Annotated in this window: 14 protein-coding genes; 13 read left to right on the forward strand and 1 reads right to left on the reverse strand. The window is 53.5% G+C overall.

Features of this window, described 5'->3' with window-relative positions:
* Nucleotides 1–13 precede the first annotated feature (13 nt).
* The 6 genes from QQK89_RS22165 to QQK89_RS22190 all read left to right on the forward strand — a co-directional run bounded on the left by QQK89_RS22165 (nucleotide 14) and on the right by QQK89_RS22190 (nucleotide 9,921).
* Entirely contained in the window at nucleotides 14–1,174 is a 1,161-nt protein-coding gene (locus QQK89_RS22165) for a Gfo/Idh/MocA family protein (protein WP_284240865.1), read from the forward strand.
* A 254-nt stretch (nucleotides 1,175–1,428) separates the two neighbouring features.
* Nucleotides 1,429–3,750 carry an AraC family transcriptional regulator gene (locus tag QQK89_RS22170; RefSeq protein WP_284240866.1) on the forward strand — a complete coding sequence of 774 codons (2,322 nt, stop codon included), beginning with the start codon at nucleotides 1,429–1,431 and terminating at the stop codon, nucleotides 3,748–3,750.
* Between the two features lie 142 nt (nucleotides 3,751–3,892).
* Nucleotides 3,893–5,545, forward strand: coding sequence for an extracellular solute-binding protein (locus QQK89_RS22175; protein ID WP_284240867.1), 1,653 nt, complete (start codon nucleotides 3,893–3,895; stop codon nucleotides 5,543–5,545).
* A 102-nt stretch (nucleotides 5,546–5,647) separates the two neighbouring features.
* Nucleotides 5,648–6,538 carry an ABC transporter permease gene (locus QQK89_RS22180; RefSeq protein ID WP_284240943.1) on the forward strand — a complete coding sequence of 297 codons (891 nt, stop codon included), beginning with the start codon at nucleotides 5,648–5,650 and terminating at the stop codon, nucleotides 6,536–6,538.
* 82 nt (nucleotides 6,539–6,620) lie between these two features.
* Nucleotides 6,621–7,445 (forward strand): carbohydrate ABC transporter permease, encoded by an 825-nt coding sequence (locus QQK89_RS22185; protein ID WP_284240944.1) that lies wholly within the window; start codon nucleotides 6,621–6,623, stop codon nucleotides 7,443–7,445.
* A 112-nt stretch (nucleotides 7,446–7,557) separates the two neighbouring features.
* Entirely contained in the window at nucleotides 7,558–9,921 is a 2,364-nt protein-coding gene (locus QQK89_RS22190; RefSeq protein ID WP_284240868.1) for an S-layer homology domain-containing protein, read from the forward strand.
* Nucleotides 9,922–10,010: 89 nt separating this feature from the next.
* Here the strand turns inward: QQK89_RS22190 and QQK89_RS22195 are convergent, their stop codons facing one another.
* Nucleotides 10,011–10,154 (reverse strand): hypothetical protein, encoded by a 144-nt coding sequence (locus tag QQK89_RS22195; RefSeq protein WP_284240869.1) that lies wholly within the window; start codon nucleotides 10,152–10,154, stop codon nucleotides 10,011–10,013.
* A 93-nt stretch (nucleotides 10,155–10,247) separates the two neighbouring features.
* Here QQK89_RS22195 and QQK89_RS22200 point away from each other — a divergent pair, with 93 nt between their 5' ends.
* From QQK89_RS22200 to prmC, 7 genes are all read left to right on the forward strand, one after another.
* Entirely contained in the window at nucleotides 10,248–10,658 is a 411-nt protein-coding gene (locus QQK89_RS22200) for a hypothetical protein (protein WP_284240870.1), read from the forward strand.
* A 95-nt stretch (nucleotides 10,659–10,753) separates the two neighbouring features.
* The gene (locus tag QQK89_RS22205; protein WP_284240871.1) at nucleotides 10,754–13,018 is read left to right on the forward strand and encodes a methyltransferase domain-containing protein; all 2,265 of its coding nucleotides are present in this window, start codon (nucleotides 10,754–10,756) and stop codon (nucleotides 13,016–13,018) included.
* Nucleotides 13,019–13,138: 120 nt separating this feature from the next.
* On the forward strand, nucleotides 13,139–14,239 hold the full coding sequence (gene ychF, locus QQK89_RS22210; protein WP_284240872.1) for a redox-regulated ATPase YchF: 1,101 nt from the start codon (nucleotides 13,139–13,141) through the stop codon (nucleotides 14,237–14,239).
* 165 nt (nucleotides 14,240–14,404) lie between these two features.
* Nucleotides 14,405–16,021 carry a copper resistance CopC/CopD family protein gene (locus tag QQK89_RS22215; protein ID WP_284240873.1) on the forward strand — a complete coding sequence of 539 codons (1,617 nt, stop codon included), beginning with the start codon at nucleotides 14,405–14,407 and terminating at the stop codon, nucleotides 16,019–16,021.
* Nucleotides 16,022–16,147: 126 nt separating this feature from the next.
* Nucleotides 16,148–16,774: a YcnI family protein gene (locus QQK89_RS22220; protein WP_284240874.1), complete on the forward strand. Its 627-nt coding sequence runs from the start codon at nucleotides 16,148–16,150 to the stop codon at nucleotides 16,772–16,774.
* 141 nt (nucleotides 16,775–16,915) lie between these two features.
* A complete protein-coding gene (gene prfA, locus QQK89_RS22225; RefSeq protein WP_284240875.1) occupies nucleotides 16,916–17,986 on the forward strand; it encodes a peptide chain release factor 1 in 1,071 nt (356 codons plus the stop codon).
* A 32-nt stretch (nucleotides 17,987–18,018) separates the two neighbouring features.
* Nucleotides 18,019–18,972 (forward strand): peptide chain release factor N(5)-glutamine methyltransferase, encoded by a 954-nt coding sequence (gene prmC, locus QQK89_RS22230; protein ID WP_284240876.1) that lies wholly within the window; start codon nucleotides 18,019–18,021, stop codon nucleotides 18,970–18,972.
* The last annotated feature ends 36 nt before the right edge of the window (nucleotides 18,973–19,008 follow it).

Here is a 19,008-nt window from a genome sequence, read left to right on the forward strand (position 1 = left end):
CAGGGGGAGAATAATGACCAAACTGCGTATGGGGATTATCGGCATGGGCAACATGGGTTCGGACCATGCCAAGAAGCTGATCAATGGAGCCGTGCCGGAAGTCGAGCTGACGGCGGTTTCCGAGATGGACGTCTCGCGCCTTGAGGCTTGCGGGTCTTATTTGCCGGAGACGGTTGCGCGATTCGGGGGCGCCAAGGAATTAATGGACAGCGGATTATGCGATGCCGTGATCATCGCTACTCCGCATTATGAGCATCCGCGGCTTGCGATTATGGCGTTTAGCAAAGGACTGCATGTGCTCTGCGAAAAACCGGCAGGCGTCTACACGAAGCAGGTCCGCGAAATGAACGAACAAGCGCAAGGCAGCGGCTTGGTGTTCGGAATGATGTTTAACCAACGGACCAATCCGATGTACCGGAAAATGCACGAGCTAGTTAATGGCGGTGAGCTTGGCGCGATGAAACGGGTCAACTGGATTATTACCGACTGGTACAGATCGCAAGCGTATTACGATTCCGGCAGCTGGCGCGCAACCTGGGCGGGAGAAGGCGGCGGCGTGCTTATCAACCAATGTCCCCACAATATCGACCTGCTGCAATGGATCTGCGGGATGCCGGAGAAGGTACGCGCTTTCCGCCATGAAGGGAAATGGCATCATATTGAAGTCGAGGACGATGTAACGGCCTATATGGAATATGCTAACGGCGCAACGGGCGTATTCGTGACGACAACCGCCGATCTGCCGGGAACGAACCGTCTGGAGATCACGCTGGAGATGGGCAAGCTGGTATGCGAGAACGATACTTTAACGCTGCACAAGCTTAGCCAGAACGAACGTGAATTTTGCTTCGGGAGCAAGGATGGCTTCTCGAGGCCGGAAGTGACGGTATCCGTTGTGCCGGTTGAAGGGGATAACAGCCAACACCTTGGAGTCATTAAGTCTTTTGCAAGAGCCGTGCTTCACGGAGAACCGCTGATTGCCGGAGGAGAAGAAGGCATTCATAGCCTTGGCTTATCCAACGCGATGCATCTATCCAGCTGGCTTGGCGAGACCGTCACGCTTCCCGTGGACGAAGATGCGTATTTGGAAGAGCTGAACAAACGGATAGCGGCATCGAAACGCAAAGAAGCTAATCCGGTTCTGTTTTCGGTGGACGGCAGCTTTGGCTCTTAATGGCTGAGAACGGCAACGGAAAGACTTATACCTAAGCCCAGGCGTACAACAGAAATTGTTGTACGCCTGTTTGCTTGGGGACGGTCCGAATCTTATAAACGGATAGCCGATCAAATGAATGGATAAGCCCGGGTTAGTTCATTATTGGTATACTGAAGCTTACGCTAACCAGATGTCTTGAGTTCTGGGGTTACTAGCCTATCGGTGAAGGAAAGCAGGGAAACGGTATGAGAAGGATTGCAGGACGATTTCAAATGCTAAGGTTCAAGGGCGCATGGTCCGCGTTATTCTGGTCTTACATGGCTATTCTTCTATTGTTTATTGTAATCGGCAGTCTGCTCTATTGGCGGGCTAACGAAGTCGTGGAGCATTCCGTGGAGCAGACGAATTCCGCCATGCTTGGGCAGCTGAGAGAACTGGCGGACGGCCAATTTCAAATGATCGATCAGCTGGAGCAGCAAATCGCCACCTATCCCAAGCTCTATCAGATGGTGAGCCAACCAGCGCAAATGTCCGATCAGGAGCAGTATGACATGATCGAGATGGCTCAGGATTTGCAGCGTTACAAGCTGCTGTCTCCTTTTATTTACGATTTCTATATGTATTTCCCCAAATCGGGCACGATGCTTGGGCCAGGCGTCAAGACGACGCCGGAGTTCCTATTCGACAAAGTGAGCCGCTTTGAAGGCATGAGCGCGCAGGATTGGATCAAGCAATTCGAGAGCGGTTACCATTACCGCTCCTTTATTCCGGGGATGCGGGTCACCGGTCCGTTAGGAGAAAGAAACGATATTATCGCCTATATGCAGACGCTCCCGAAGATTGACCGGTCCAAGCGGACGGCTACCCTATTTATCATGATCAACGGGGAACAGCTTAGCAAGATGTTAGGAACGCTCGCGAAGGCAGGCAAAGGAGAAATACATATCGTGGATTCTTCCGACCGAATCATCAGTTCAACGACGGGTTCGGAGGGAACGCTGTCCTTTAGATATGCCGATATGAAAGGCGATGCAGGGAAGCTTGAGGCAGCCATCGCGGGACAAGACGCGGTCGTCTCCTATGCCGCTTCAAGAGTGTACGATTGGAAATACGTGCTGGAGGTACCGCGCGGCGTTTTCTTGAAGGAAGTGAATAAAGTCAGGAACTGGGCGTTGTTATTATTTGTTTTGGCAGCGTTTTCAGGTGCGGTGGTGTCGGTGTATCTTGCGTCTAGAAATTCCAGACCCATCCGGGATCTGGTATCCGCTTTAACCGGAGGCGCAGCGGCATCGCGCAGACATGGGCCATTCGAGTACGAGATGATTCGTTCATCCATACAGTCCGCAAGGCTGACCGAGTCGGAGCTCAGAGCGAGGTTGTCCCAGCAGACGCCAATTATACGCCTCCATTTCCTCAACCGCTTAATCAAGGGTTATGCGGATCCGCATGAGCTGCGGCCGGACTCGTTGCAATTCATGAATGTCCAATTCGCGTCCGGGGAATTTGCGGTGATGCTCGTGGAGGCGGAGGAGATAAACGGCATGCCGGGCGAAGGCGAGCAGGTTGACGACAAGGAATGGATGCTGGTTAATTTCGTCCTTGCGAATATCGCAACGGAGCTGGCAAACGAGCGGCATATTGGATTTACGACGGAGCTTGATCAAGGAAGCATCGCTTTGTTGATCAACTTCAGGGAGATCAGCGGGGAGTGTCATGGCGAAGAACTGGCGAATATCCGCCAGCGGCTAAGCGATATATTGCGGGAGCGTTTCAGAATGAAGCTGACCATCGGCACCAGCTTTGTCGCTTCCGATATTCAGTCTATTGGGGAAGCTTTCCGCGATGCGCTGAAGCAGCTGGATAACGAACGCAAGAGGGAGACCGATGATCATGGCGGCATGAAGCTATCCGGCCAGATGCCCGCTTATTATTACCCGCTCGATATCGAGCAGCAGCTGACCAATTACGTGAAGGCCGGCGAGGAAGAGAAGACCATTCAGTTACTGGATGCCCTGTACGCCGATCAGATCACCGGCTATGAGGGCGACTCTCCGGTAGGCTCTTATTTCCTTATGCACCTGTCGTCGACCTTGTTCCGGATTGCCCAAAACACGCCAAAGGTTGGTCCCGATCTTACAACCAGGCTGTTGATCTTATATCCAAACAGCTTCCAGCATCAGCATGCTACGTTTGAACGGTTGCGGGAGGATTTCCGTGATGTGTGCCGGCTTTGGAGAACGGGGCGGAGCGACCAGGGAAGCCGAATGCTCGAGGCGATTGACGGAATCATTCGGGAGCGGTACGGACAAAACATGCTAAGCGTTGGATTTATTGCGGACGAGCTAGGCATAACGCAGCCGTATCTGTCTTCCTTTTTCAAAAAAGCGACCGGTCAGACGATCGTGGAGCATATCGCAAAGATCCGGCTGCAGGAGGCGAAACGCCTGCTGACCGAAACCGACCATACGATCGCCTACATAGCCGGAGCCGTTGGTTATTCGAACGATATCGGCTTTATCCGTTTCTTCAAGAAATACGAGGGGATTACACCGGGGCAATACCGGGCAAACGCACAAACGGAATGCCAATCTTAAATTCGGATTGTCCCCAATCTTACGGTCTGCATATGGATCAAACAACCGGGCTATACCCAACAACCGCTCCCGGAGGCTACTCTGAAGACGCGGCTGGCAAGAAGCCGTTATGAGCCAAATAGGACGAGGGGGTACTTATTGCATGAAGTACGGAAGCAACAAAAGCAAGGCGGCTGCGCTCGCGGCGGTTACGGCTTTAACCGTTGTATTGTCGGCATGCTCCGGCAGCCAGTCCAATAATAATGAAGCCGCCGTTTCGCCGGAGAACACAGGCAACGCAGGGGCAGCCGAGACGCCCGCGGACGGCAAGATTGTAGCGGAGCCGCTGACGCTGACCGATTTTGTACAAATGTCGGGCAATCCGGCTCCGGGAATGAAATCATTTAATGATATGGCCGCTTATAAGGAGACGGAGAAGCTGACGGGTATTCATATCGACTTCCAGCATCCAACCGTCGGTCAGGAAAAAAACCAGTTCAACCTTCTAATGAGCTCCGGCAAATACCCGGACATTATCGAGTGGGGCTGGGGCGATTATCCCGGCGGCGGCGTAGGCGCCATGAATGCCGGCGTTATTATACCGCTTAACGATTATATCGAGAAATATGCGCCTAATCTGTCAAAACTACTTGCGGACAATCCGGATATCCGCAAGGATGTATCGACGGATGACGGACGTATCTATGCGTTCCCGTTCCTCAGAAGCGATTCTTATCTTCGCACTTACCAAGGGCTCGCAATCCGTCAGGATTGGCTTGATGCCGTAGGCATGCAAATGCCGACGACCATCGACGAATGGCATACCGTGCTTAGGGCATTCAAGGAAAAAGACCCGAACGGAAACGGCAAGCCGGACGAGATTCCTCTTCTGATCGCCAAGGATACGCTGCTTAACTTCAGCAACGTATTCCTGAACGCATGGGGCACGACGGGCCGCTTCAACCTGCAGGACGGCAAGGTTGTGTTTGGTCCGGTTCAGCCGGCTTACAAGGAGTTTCTCCAAACGATGCGCAGCTGGTATGAAGAAGGGTTGATCGACCGCGACTATGCCGGCACGGACGGCAAACAGAAGGATGCGAAATGGACAGGCGATTTGCTTGGCGCCTCGGAACTTGCCGTAGGCGGCGGAATCGGCAAATATACAACGGCAATGGCAGCGAAAAATCCGAAGTTCAACTTAGCCGGCGCGCCTTACCCGACCTTGAACAAAGGCGACAAGCCGGTGCTTGGCCAGCGCGAGCCGATCTTTAACGGAGTTGGCGCCGCCATTACGAAAGATAACAAGCATGTCGTGGAAACGGTGAAATGGCTTGATTTCAAATACGGCGAGCAAGGCCACATGCTGTTCAACTTTGGCGTGGAAGGCAAGAGCTACGAAATGAAAGACGGATTCCCGACCTATACGGACGAGATTATGAAAAATCCGGACGGCATGTCGTTTGCGACGGCTATTGGTCAATACGCGGTGCCGTTTGGCGGTCCGTTCGTCCAGGATAAGCGTTATCAGGAACAGAATGCTTCGCTTCCTCAACAGAAGGAGGCGCTTAATACTTGGATGGCTGTCGACAACGACGGACTGCTTCCTCCTCTTACGTTCACTAATGAGGAATCCAGCAGGCTCGCGGCCATTATGGCGGACGTCAACACCTACCGCGACGAGATGTTCGATAAGTTCGTCATGGGCACGGAGCCGCTCGACCGCTTCGATAATTTTGTGAAAACGATACAAGGCATGGGCATTCAGGAAGCGCTGGAAATTGAACAAGCGGCGTACGACCGCTATCTGAAACGGTAGGCAATGCCGGTCTGGCGGGCTTCTTGGGAGCGCATACGCTGCGTTGCCAAGCAAGCCCGTTTATTGTCCGCCTGCATCCTGGAGGAGGTACAGCAATTGAAAATGCAATGGTCCCGCAATAAATACATTTATCTCATGCTTTTGCCGGTTGTCGTCTATTACGTCGTGTTTATGTATTTGCCGATGTACGGACTTCAAATCGCCTTCAAAGATTTCTCCCCCGCCAAAGGGATTTGGGGGAGCGCGTGGGTCGGCTTCGACCACTTCAAATCGTTTTACGAGAGCTATTATTTCTGGAGACTTATCCGCAACACGCTTCTCATCAGCTTGTATGAATTGGTATTCGGCTTCCCGGCTCCCGTTATTCTAGCTTTGCTGCTGAACGAGATCCGGTCCCGTTACTTTAAAAATATCGTGCAGTCCATTACGTACCTGCCCCATTTCATCTCGGTGGTTGTCGTATCGGGGATGATGATTGATTTCCTCTCTAGCGACGGCATCATTAATCAGCTGACAGGGCTGTTTGGCATTCAGCCGTTGTCGTTCCTTATCCTGCCGGAATGGTTCCGGAGCGTTTATGTCTCATCGGGCATCTGGCAGGGGGTAGGCTGGGGTTCGATTATTTACTTGGCCGCCATCTCCGGCATAGATCCAAGCTTGTACGAAGCCGCCAAATCGGACGGTGCGGGAAGGTTCCGGCAAATCTGGCATATTACCGTCCCGGGCATTATGCCTACCATCATGATTATGCTGATCCTCCGCTTTGGTACGTTGATGGCGGGCGGCAGCATGGAGAAGATTCTCCTTCTGTACAATTCGACAACTTATGAGACGGCGGACGTCATCTCCACGTTCGTGTACCGGAGAGGTCTGCTGCAGATGGACTATGGCTTCTCTGCCGCCATCGGTTTATTTAATAACATTCTGAATTTCATTCTGCTTGTCGCGGCGAACAAATTCAGCCGTAAAATCAACAATACAAGCTTATGGTAGATTCATTAGAGGAGGTGAGGCGGCTTTGAAGCCTCGGGTTCCAATCAGAGAGCAGGTATTCGACGTTGCGAATACGCTGCTGATGCTCATATTGGTCGTCATTACGTTATATCCGTTCCTGTATGTCCTGTTTGCTTCGTTTAGCAATCCCGCCGATTTGATTCAGCATCGCGGGTTGTTGCTTGCCCCAACCGGGTTCAGTCTCGAATCCTATAAGCTTGTGTTCGAGAATCCAATGATCTCAATCGGCTACTTCAATACGCTTATCTATGTGGTTGGAGGTACCGCTTTAAACTTGGCGATGACGAGTTTTGCCGCTTACGCCTTGTCGCGCCGGGGGGTGAAGCTCATTGGTCCGGTTATGTTCGGAATCGTGTTTACGATGTTTTTCTCGGGAGGACTGATCCCGACTTACTTGAACATGAAAAACCTAGGGCTGCTCGACAATAGATGGGCGATGATATTGCCTTCTGCGATCAGCACCTGGAATCTGCTTGTCATGCGAACTTCGTTCGCCAGCATACCGATGGCGCTGGAGGAGTCGGCCCGGATCGACGGGGCTAACGACTTTAAAATTCTGTTCCGTATCTTTATCCCGGTCTCTTTGCCGATTATGGCGGTAATGACCTTGTTCTACGGCGTTGGCCACTGGAACTCCTATATGGATGCGCTCATCTATTTGCGCACCCGCGACTTGTATCCGCTGCAGCTGGTGCTGCAGGAAATTCTCATTACGAACAGTACGGACTCCATGATGTCTTCCGTAGCCGACGTTGATAAGGGCCTGATTACGGAAACGATCAAATACGCCACGATTATAGTGGCGACGGTTCCGATCCTGCTGCTGTATCCGTTCCTGCAAAGGTATTTCGTAAAGGGCGTTATGCTCGGGTCGATTAAGGAATAGTTGAGAAGCGCAAAACGTGAAATTGAAATATTTGGACAGAGCGCAACTTCCTGGGCGGCATCTGCGTCTATTTAGCAGATTCACAAGAATGGAAAAGCATGGGAGGTTCGTTATGGTGAAGAATCATCGTAAGAAGCTGGCTGTCCTGGCGGCTACCGTTATGCTGACAAGCAGCTTGCCCGCAGCGGCTTTTGCCGAAAGCGCTACCACGCCGGCGGTTTCCGCTGTCTCTGCAACAGGAGATGCGGCAGCATCTGGCGGCAGCGCCGAAGTGCCTGTTGACGTAAAGGTATCGAAGGAGAAAGCCGAATCGCTTGCCCGGCAATTGGTGAGCATTCCGAAGGAGTATAAGCTGCAGGGCGCATCGCTCTCGGCAGATATGCTGGCAGGCGGCAAACGCAGCGCATGGTCGCTGGATTTCGTGTATAAAGTGAACAACAAAACAAAGGGCAGCATCTATGTCGGCCTGAACGCGGACAACGGCCAGCTTCTGAATTACAGTACTTACCTGGACAACCCAAACGCGAAGCCTACTTACCCGCTGAAAGTTGAGCGCGAGGCCGCGCAAAAAATTGCTTATGCCTTCTTGTCGAACGTGGCCCCAACTTATAAGGACCAGGTGAAATTCAATCCGGAATACGGCGCGCAGCAGCTGCCTCCTCTGACGGGCGAAGTACGCCATACGCTGCGGTTCGACCGGATCGTTAATGATATTCCGTATGTAGATAACTACATTCAGCTTGATGTGGACAGCGAAGGCCATGTGCTCAGCTACTCGCTGCAATGGGACGATACGATTACGTTCCCGAAGGCAGAGGCGAAGCTAACTGCCGATGAGGCGAAGAAAAACCTCATTGAGCAGGCCAAACCCGAGCTCAAATACATCATTCCGTATAACGGGCAAGGACCGCGCAAGCCGGTACTCAGCTATGATATGGGCGCTTTCGCCATTGATGCGGTAACCGGCAAAGAGGTGCAAAACGGCTACATTAATCCGGATATGGTGTCGGAGACGCCGCTTGCGGATAAACCGCTGGGCGAGGCGCCTGCGGCAGTCAATCTGACGGAGGAGCAAGCGAAAAAAGCGGTCCTGGCCGCGTTCCCGCTTCCGGCGAATGCGGTATTCAACAGTTCCAGCTATTACGAGAACACCGATGACTCCACTGGGGAAACTACGGCAAACTGGCGATTGGATTGGGAGCTCAAAAACGGCAAAGATAGCGTAGGTTCGGCATCGGCATCGATCAACAGCCGGACCGGCGTCATCAGCAGCTTCTATAGCTATCAGTACAACGGCCAGGCCGTTAACGCCAAACCGGCCGTCTCTTATGAGCAAGCGGAAGCGAAAGCGGTAGAAGCGGTGAAGAAGCAGCTGCCTTGGATCGCCGATGAGCTCTATCTGGTGAAGCGGGATAAGTCGCAATATGATCCGGACAAAGTCCAGTACATTGATTCGTATTATTTCAATTTCGTGCATAAGATTAACGGCGCGACAGCGGAATACGATAACGTCAACGTATCCATTGACGCAAATACGGGCGAGCTGCGCAATTATGACGCCAGCATTAACCCGTATAAATACCCGGCGACATCGCCAAAAGTGATTACGCCGGCGCAAGCGATTGACAAATGGATGACTTATTACAGGACCGAGCTGACTTATTATCTGGTGCCGAATTATGTGTATCAGGGTCAGCCGATCCCGGTAGAGAAATATAGAACGCTCCTGGCCGCGGGCGAACTCAAAGCTTCGGAGCTCGATACAAACACAACGGCTCAGCTGATCTACCGCCTTGTACCGCGCCAGCTTGACGAGTCCATCTTCCTGGATGCGCAATCCGGCGACTGGAAGAGTCGTGAGAGCGGCGACGTAACCCAGCTGGAAAAACCAAAAGCAACGGATATTGACGGTCACTGGGCACAGCGCCAGCTGGAGTTGATGGTAGCTTACAAAGCGCTTGACGTGAAGGACGGCAAAGTCCGCCCGAACGAAATCGTAACCCGCGGCGAGCTGATCAAGATGCTCGTGCTGGCCATGAACAGCGGCCGTTCGCCGATTCTGTACGAAGGTGCCGCCGATACGGCTACTTCCGCTTCGTTTGACGATGTTGGCTCGAAAAACCAATATTATGTGTACGTCGAAAGCGCGCTTCAGCAGAATCTGATCGATATCGGCGACGGTTCGTTTAACCCGGACGGCAAAGTCGACAGGGAAGAGATGGCGGAGCTGATCGTACGCGCTCTTGGCTATAACTCGCTCGCCGGTTATGAGAATCTGTTTAATATCAACTTCAAGGATGCCGGCAAGATGGACAAAAAAGGCCAAGCGGCTATCGTTGTAGGCCTCAAGATCATGACGCTGCAAAACGGCAACTTCCTGCCGGCCAAGCAAGTGTCGAGGGCGGAAGCCTCCGTAGCTTTCTTCCGCTTCCTTCAAACAAGAGCCGAGCTGCAGGAAGCTCCGCTGCGCAATTAGAGCAATGGCCAATAAGAAGCCCCCGATTCGGCAGCTGCTGTCTTTTTGCTAAGACGGCAGTTGCCCCTCGGGGGCTTTTGCTCGCGAGATTAGTCCGATTTTTTGTTGTTGGGGGAGAAGTTGGTCACGGATTTGGCGTCTTCAATCGTATCGTTCACGAATGCCATATCTTGGTTCTTTGCCTTCATGGCCGTTGTCCCTTTATAATTGCCTTTGTGGCTTTTATTTTCCATCGTGTAAGTGTCACCTCCCTCACGTCCTTGTTAGTATGGGCGCGGGGAGTGTTTGGCATGCAATCGCGGTATACGGCATAAGGGGTGTAGAAAATGGTTAAGAAGGCGGCAGTATACAAGTATGTGGTGTTCATTCTGTTTCTTTTGTTCACCATGCTTGTCGTTTACGCAAGTAATGAAGTATTGATACGCAACGGCGACCCGGATACGACGGACAAATTTTTATTTGTTTTATTCTCCATAACGTTTGCTTTCGGGGCCAGCCTCCATATGCTCGGCAAAGGCGAGTTTGGCATACGGATCAGAGAAACGCAGTTTACGCTAATGCTTTCAATTGTCCTCGTCGTACTGAATTATGTGGCAGCCGTTAGCTACGGTCAGCTATATACGAATGCAAGCGGTACGGTTGAATCGCTTATCCGGATTGTTCTCGACGATAAGAATGAAGCTATCATTAATGTTCTTGCCGGTTATTTGTTCGGATTATCCTTTATCAAAAAATAACTTGAGGCCCGGAGTAGGCGAACAGCGCTTACGATCCGGGCTTTGTTGTCATATGCTGATGGCATGAACCTATTGTGCCGGGCGGTGGAGAAGAAGTGCTTACGAGTATTGTTCTGGTGGCCAAAGACGGTCTGGATTATACAAGATCATGCGTGGAGAGCATTAGGCGGCATACGGCTGCGGGCAGTTACGAGCTTATTCTTGTGGATAACGGATCCGAAGACGGGACGCCCGAATGGGCGAAAGCAGAACCGGACATTCATCTGATCGAGAACGGTTATAATGCCGGATTCCCGAAAGGCTGCAATCAAGGGGCGGCCGCGGCTAACGGCGATTTCATATTGCTGCTCAACAACGATACCATCGTGACGCCGGGCTGGCTGGACAGCTTGCAGCGGCATTTGCTTAGCGATCCTGCTATTGGAGCGGTTGGTCCAGTAACCAACTCTGCCCACTACTGGACGCAAATTCCAAGTCATTACACAACGGTGGAGGAGCTCGACCTGTTCTCCGAATCGGTTCGGCAATCAGCGGGGAACCGCCCGCGGGAGGAGCGGCTGAAGCTCATCGGCTTTTGCATGCTCATCCGCCGGGAAGCTTATGAGACGGCCGGCGGGATGGATGAACGGTTTGGCATCGGCAATTATGAAGACGACGATTTGTCGCTGCGGCTGCGTCTCCTCGGCTATAAGCTGATGCTCTGCCGGGATACGTTTATTCATCATTACGGCAGCGTAAGCTTCCGGGCCGATACGGCCATGTATTTGCAGCTGTTTGCCCGCAATAATCAACTATTCCGCGACAAATGGGGGTTTACATCTTCCGAAGCGCTGACGATGCAAGCGGAAATGCTGGGGCTGCTCGAGCAGGAATCGGCAACGTCTGGCGGCGGTACGGGAAATAAAGCCTTTATGAACATCGGCTGCGGCTGCGGGGCAACGCTGCTTCGTTTGAAGCACGATTTTCCGGCCGCGGCGTTGTACGGGGTTGAAAGGAACGAGCAAGCCGCCAAGGTTGCCGCTGCGGTCGGCATTCAGGTGTTTGAGTCCGAATCTCCGGAACAATGGGGATTTGAAGCGGGAACGTTTGACGGGATCCTCGTTGGAGACGCGCATATGTGCGGAACGCCTGAAGCGATGCTCAAGCTGAAGCGGCTGCTGAAACCCGGCGGTTGGCTGATCGGGACATTCCTGAACCGGCATTACTACCCGTTTATGCTGCGGTATTTGCAGCCGGATAACGGGCATGCCCAGCATCAGGCGGGGTTTCTCTATTCCATTGAACAGGTGAGAATGCTGTATGCCGATGCGGGATTCTCCTATATATCTACCCTTCTGCTGGATGACGGCAAAGACGGACGTCCCGGCAGCGACATTAGCGCCGAGGACTTCGGCTTTCTGGAACGGATGGCGAGCGGAAACAATCCGGTAAAGGGCCGTATGACCGCTAACGGGATTATTACGCTTGGGATTAACGGCCGCGCGCAACCAGAGTTAATAGAGGATAGCGGTGCTTTGCAATCTACTGTTGCCGCTGTAGGCGGAGACGAACTTACGGCCGTAGCAGCCATGACCGAGGAGCTCGCGCTGCCAGCTCCGGATCCGTTGCTGAAAGAACAAAACGACGTCCGGTTCAGCGGCGAACGGCTTGTCATCAACAAGCAGGTCAAAGAGCAATATTCCGATGTCTATGAGGAACACATGCATCGCTATGAACTGGCTTGCCGGTATGCCAGGGGGCTCAAGGTGCTCGATGCGGCCTGCGGAGCGGGGTATGGTTCGGCGCTGCTTAAGCGCTCAGGCGCTGCTGAAGTTATAGGCGTGGACGTAGACGCAACATCCGTCAGGCTTGCGGAACGCGACTACGGCGGAGAGGGTATCCGTTTCGCTGCTGGCGACGTGCTGGCGCTTCCGTTTGCCGACGAATCGTTTGACGCGGTCGTTTCTTTCGAGACCATCGAGCATGTGGAGGCAGGGTCTGCTTGGATCAAGGAGTCGGCCCGCGTGCTTAAACCGGGCGGTCTCTTTATCGTATCGACGCCTAACCGCTCCGTTACAAATCCGCCGCTGTACTTCGAAGAGCAGCCTTTTAATGAATATCACCGGTTTGAATACCGCACGTCGGAGCTTGTTGGCGAATTGCTGGCCTGCTACGATATCGAAGCGATGTTCGGGCAAAATCCGGTGGACGACTCGAGGCTGCTGTCACTGAACTGGCTGCGGGAAAAGACGGGGCTGCCGTTAGGAAGAGCAGAGCAGCATCTGCTGAAGGCGGATGGGCATGAACCGCTGCCGCTATCCAAGTTCAAAAGCTGCGATCCGATGTACGTCATTGCGGTATGCCGCAAAAAATCGGGTTGAATGGCGGTTATTGCCCCATTTTTGGAAGAACAGACTTCATTGTACAGGGCTTTTATTGTAAGCGGCCATCGGGTATAATGACGTGAGATTGTTACTTCGGAAAATGGGGTGTCTTATTTCATGGCTTTGAAAGCTGGTGTCGTGGGTTTGCCAAACGTCGGCAAGTCCACTTTATTTAATGCAATAACGCAAGCAGGCGCGGAATCCGCGAACTATCCATTCTGTACGATTGACCCGAACGTGGGCGTCGTAGAAGTGCCGGACTACCGTCTGGACAAACTGACTGAGCTCGTGCAACCGAACAAGACGGTTCCGACGGCTTTTGAATTCGTGGACATCGCGGGTCTTGTGGCGGGCGCAAGCAAAGGCGAAGGCCTTGGCAACAAGTTCCTCGCGCATATTCGCGAAGTTGACGCGATTGTGCATGTTGTTCGCTGCTTCGAAGACGAGAACATTACGCACGTGAACGGCAAAATCGATCCGCTCGGCGATATCCAAACGATCAACCTGGAGCTGATTCTGGCGGACATCGACTCCGTGGAGAAAAAAATCGACCGTTCCCGCAAAAACCTAAAAGGCGGCGACAAAAAAATCGCCCAAGAGGTTGAAGTGCTCGAACGCGTAAAGGAAGCTTTGTACAACGATCAGCCTGCGCGCAGCGTAGAGCTGTCCGATGACGAGAAACTTATTATCCGCGATCTTCATCTGCTCACGATGAAGCCGGTTCTGTATGCAGCCAACGTGGCCGAGTCGGAAGTTGCCGATACGGATAATAACAAATACGTACAAGTGGTTCGCGAATTCGCTGCGGCTGAAGGCGCGCAAGTAGTGCCAATCAGCGCGAAAGTGGAAGAAGAGATTGCGGAGCTTGAGGGCGATGACAAAGCGATGTTCCTTGAAGAGCTTGGTCTTCAGGAATCCGGCTTGAATCGTCTGATCAATGCGGCTTACAAGCTGCTTGGCTTGTACACGTACTTCACGGCCGGCGTGCAAGAGGTTCGTGCCTGGACGATCCGCAAAGGTATGAAAGCTCCGCAAGCGGCGGGCGTTATTCATACGGACTTCGAGCGCGGCTTCATCCGTGCCGAGGTTGTATCGTTCGAAGATCTGGCTGCTGCCGGTACGATGAACGTAGCGAAAGAAAGAGGCCAACTTCGCCTCGAAGGCAAGGAATATGTCGTGCAGGACGGCGACGTTATGCACTTCCGTTTCAACGTCTAATAGCAGCTTAAATAACGGTATTGTTCCCCCTGCGGGCGAGCAATACCGTTTTGTTGCATTCTCATGTAAGCTGCCCTCTGCCTTCGTCTAGCTCTAAAGAGTCATGTGCGCAGTAGCAGACAGGCGTACAATTGGAGGGAAGCTAAAGAATAGGAGTATGGTGTTATGACAGTAAACTTACATACTTTATCCAAACGGATGTGGGCAGCGGGTCTGCTGCTGGCCTTAATGATGCTTGCGTTTGCCCCGCAGGCTTTTGCGCATGCGACGCTGGAGAAGACGGTTCCGGCGGCTAACTCGAAGCTGGACCAGTCCCCGCCTTTTGTCGAACTGCATTTCAATGAAGCGGTTGAACCTGGCGCGGGTTCTATGGAAGTGGTTGATTCCCAGTCGAATAAAATAAAAACGGAGGATGCCGTGCTTGAGGATGGCGGAACGGCCTTAAAAGTGCCGTTGCCGACGCTGGGAGATGGCGTCTATACGGTCTCCTACCATGTTATATCGGAAGACGGCCATCCGGTCAGCGGTTCTTATGTGTTTGTCGTAGGCAACCCTCCGAACTGGAAGGACGCGGCGACTTTTGCTACCGAGACGAACTCTAACTCGGGCATGCAGCAAAACGTGCTGTATGCGGTTCGTATTCTTTATTACGCCGCGCTGCTGCTGGCAACCGGCGTAGCTTTATGGTCCGTTATCGTGCGGCAGCCAAGCGTTTCCCTGCAATCGGCCTTTACGCGGTTATCCTTAATTGGGATGCGGGCGCTGCTGATCACGGTGTTGCTTCACATTTTCCTCCAGGCGAACAGCCTGATGAAAGGCCAGCCTTTATCGGCGTGGGGCAATCTGTTTACCGATACGTCAACCGGACGGGCTTGGCTTGAGCTTATTGTTCTGGTATTGCTTGGTTTTATAGCCGTTCGATTCAAGGAGAAGTTTGCCCGTCTCTTATGGGTGGTCCTGCTGCTTGGCGTGGAGAGTCTGATCGGGCATGCCGCGGCGAATGACCAGAAGGTTCTAACGATTGCTTTTGACTTTATTCATCTGCTTGCGGGCGCAGTCTGGGCTGGCGGTCTGGCCGTTCTTCTGTATGTCTGGTACGCGGATAGGAAGGAAGCGGGACGATTTGGCGCTGTTTTTTCGCGAGGGGCGCTGATTTCGCTAGTCGTGCTTGTTGTGAGCGGGGTTCTGATGACCTTGCTGTTCCTGCCGAAGCTGTCGTATTTGTGGCTGACCACGTGGGGCGGGCTATTGACGGTTAAAACAGCTCTTGTAGTCGCCGTGCTTGTGACAGGGACGCTGCTTCGCCTTCGGATGAAGAAAAACGGCTTCCCTGCCGGAACGCTGCTCAAGGCGGATGCCATTCTTATGGCTTGTATCGTCGCGATTGCCGCGGTGTTCTCTTATATGAGTCCGCTGCCGCCAAACGAGCCGTACAACTTCCACCAAATGGGCGAGGATATGCATGTGACGCTTAACGTATCGCCAAACGTGCCTGGCGGAGACAATACGATTTCGCTTCAGGTGTGGCTGCCGGAGGCGGCCGGTGCGCCTAAGTCCGTTATTCTCCGTCTGCGTTCAAGCAGCAAGCAAGATGCGCCGATCGATATTCCGCTTGTGCAGAAGGATGACGGGCCAAACGATTCCTTCCCGGGTTATTTGCGCGCGGCTTATGAAGCGACGGGTCCGTTCCTGCCTTACGCGTCCAAATGGACGGCGGAAATCCGCGTGATGGACCAAGACGATAATGAAATCGTGCGGGAAACGGCATTCCGGAATTATTAAAGAGGCTGGACACATAATAGTCATATCCGGGTAGCCCTTTCGAGTCATGTCAAACGCGGGGCGTGGGTTATATACTCATGACAAAAGAAGCGTGATATGGCGCTAGGATCCGAAAGGGAGATGGATATGAGACAGATAAAAAAATGGATGGTTGCTGCTTCCTTGGCGGCGTGCCTGATGATGTTTGCCGGCGTGGCAAGCGCCCATGTAACGGTACAGCCGCCGAGCGTTCCGGCTAATTCGTACCAGGTGTTCGCCGTGCGGGTGCCAAGCGAAGAAAAAGGCGTCAAGACGGTTAAAGTTCAAGTTAAGGTTGCCGACGGTGCGGCGATCTCCCGCGTAGAGCCTAAGGTTGGCTGGACCAGCGAGCTTGAGAAGGACGCAAACGGCGTTGTAACGGGCATTACTTGGACGGCTGCCGACGGCGGCGGTCTTAGCGAAACGGAATTCACGGATTTCCGCATGAGCGGTAAGGTGAACGAAGACGCTACGCAACTCGTATGGAAAGCTTACCAAACCTACAGCGACAACCAGGTTGTAGAGTGGGTTGGAGCAGACGGCTCGGATAAGCCGGCTTCCGTTACGGCGGTAACGGCGGCGGCAGCCGAAGGCGATGGCCATGGCGCAGCCGCTGCGGCCGAGGAATCGAAAGACTCCGATTCGGATTCGGTTCTCCCGTTGACCTTGTCCATTATCGCGGTTGTGCTTGGCGCGGTTGCCGTTGTGCTGGCAGCTAGAAAAAACAAGAAATAAATGTGATGAAGGGGCTCCGTTTTCCATAGGGAAATCGCGGAGCCCCTTTCTAAGCAGTTAGGCAAATACACCAGTCGAAAAAACGGGTCTTATGTGCTATAATAGGTCTTACTAAAAAGGGAATTATAGAGGTGAATCATTGTGTTGGACCGTTTACAAGCGCTCGCAGACCGTTACGAGAAGTTAAGTGAACTGTTGTGCGATCCGGATGTAGCTAGTGATCCGAAGCGCCTGCGGGAATATTCCAAGGAGCAATCGGATTTACAAGAGGCTTATGAAGCCTTCACAGAATATAAGCAAGTGTCGGAGCAACTTGACGATGCGAAGATCATGCAAGGCGAGAAGCTCGACGACGAAATGCGCGAAATGGTTAAGATGGAGATCGACGAGCTGTCCGCGCGCAAGGAAGAATTGGATGATAAGATTCGTATCCTGCTGTTGCCGAAGGACCCTAACGACGATAAGAACGTTATCGTTGAGATCCGCGGTGCCGCGGGCGGCGACGAGGCGGCGTTGTTCGCTTACGAGCTGTATCGGATGTATACGAAGTTCGCAGACGCGCAGGGCTGGCGCACGGAACTTATGGACTTTAACGAGAATGACCTTGGCGGCTTCAAAGAGGTTATCTTCATGATCAACGGCAAAGGCGCGTACAGCAAGCTGAAGTTCGAGAGCGGCGCGCACCGCGTTCAACGTATTCCGGTAACGGAATCGGGCGGCCGTATTCATACTTCGACTTCGACGGTATCGGTTATGCCGGAGGTTGAAGAGGTTGAAATCGAGATTTTGGATAAGGACATTCGGATTGATACGTTCTGCTCGAGCGGTGCTGGCGGACAGTCCGTTAATACAACGAAGTCGGCGGTTCGTGTCCTTCACGTTCCAACCGGCATCATGGCGACTTGCCAAGACGGCAAATCGCAAAATGAAAACAAAGCGAAGGCGCTTCAGGTTCTTCGTGCCCGCATTTATGATATTCGCCGTCAAGAAGAAGAGGCGAAATATGCTGGCGAGCGCAAGTCCAAGGTTGGTACCGGCGACCGAAGCGAGCGGATTCGTACGTATAACTTCCCGCAAAGCCGCGTAACGGACCACCGTATCGGTCTGACGCTGCATAAGCTGGATTCGGTCATGAACGGTGATATCGCGGAGATCGTATCGTCCTTGACGATTGCCGAGCAAGCGGACTTGATGGAAAGAGAATTGAATTAATAGGTAACCTTCGAAGAAGGGACGCTAGAGAGATGAGCGAGTATAAAGACGAACCGGCGTTTTTTGCGCCTTCGTATTCAATTAGAGAAGCCTGCATGCAGGCTTCTTCGTTTTTGGCGGGGCTTGGCGTGATGGAGCCGCGATCCAATGTGGAGCGGCTGCTTATGCATGTGCTGGGCATCGACCGAATGGCGATGCTGCGCGATTATGGCGACCCCTTTCCGGCGGCTCATGCCGCGGAATGGGTGGAGCTGATCCGCCGCAAGGCGGCGGGCGAGCCGGTGCAGTATATCATCGGCGAGGAATGGTTCTACGGCCGGCCGTTTACGGTAACGCCGGCTACGCTTATTCCGCGGCCGGAGACGGAGCTGCTCGTCGAGGCCGTGCTTGAGGCGGCCGACAAGTTATGGCCGCCTGAGGGGGCCGTTGTGCCGACGGTGGTTGACGTCGGCACCGGCACCGGCGCCATCGGCGTGACGCTGGCTTCGCAGCGTCCGCGCTGGCGCGTGAGCGCGTCCGATCTGTCGCCGGACGCGCTAGCTGTCGCCCGCACGAATGCGGCCCGCCATGAGGCGGCGGAGCGCATGGCATTCGTGCAGGGCGACCTGCTGGCGCCGTTTGCGAAGCGCGGCGCCGCAGGGGCAGGCGATGCGGAAGATACTATCCGCATCGACGTGCTTGTGTCCAATCCGCCGTATATTCCGGCGGATGATCTTGCGGGCCTCCAGCCCGAGGTTCGGGATTACGAGCCGCGCCTCGCGCTGGACGGCGGGGCGGACGGACTGGATCCGTACCGCCGCATGGTGGAGCAGCTGCCGTCGCTTGCGCAGCTGCCGCGGATTGTCGCCTTTGAGCTTGGCATGGGCCAAGCCCAAGACGTAGCCGCGCTACTGAGGGATGTCGGCGAATGGGACGACATCCGCATCATCACCGATTATGGCGGCATTGAACGCCATGTCATCGCAGTCCGGACAAGCGGCAACTAACGCCGCTTGTCCCCAAATCCCCCTGCTTGCATAAAC

It is taken from the genome of Paenibacillus glycanilyticus (assembly GCF_030161375.1).
GTDB classification, from domain to species: domain Bacteria; phylum Bacillota; class Bacilli; order Paenibacillales; family Paenibacillaceae; genus Pristimantibacillus; species Pristimantibacillus glycanilyticus_B.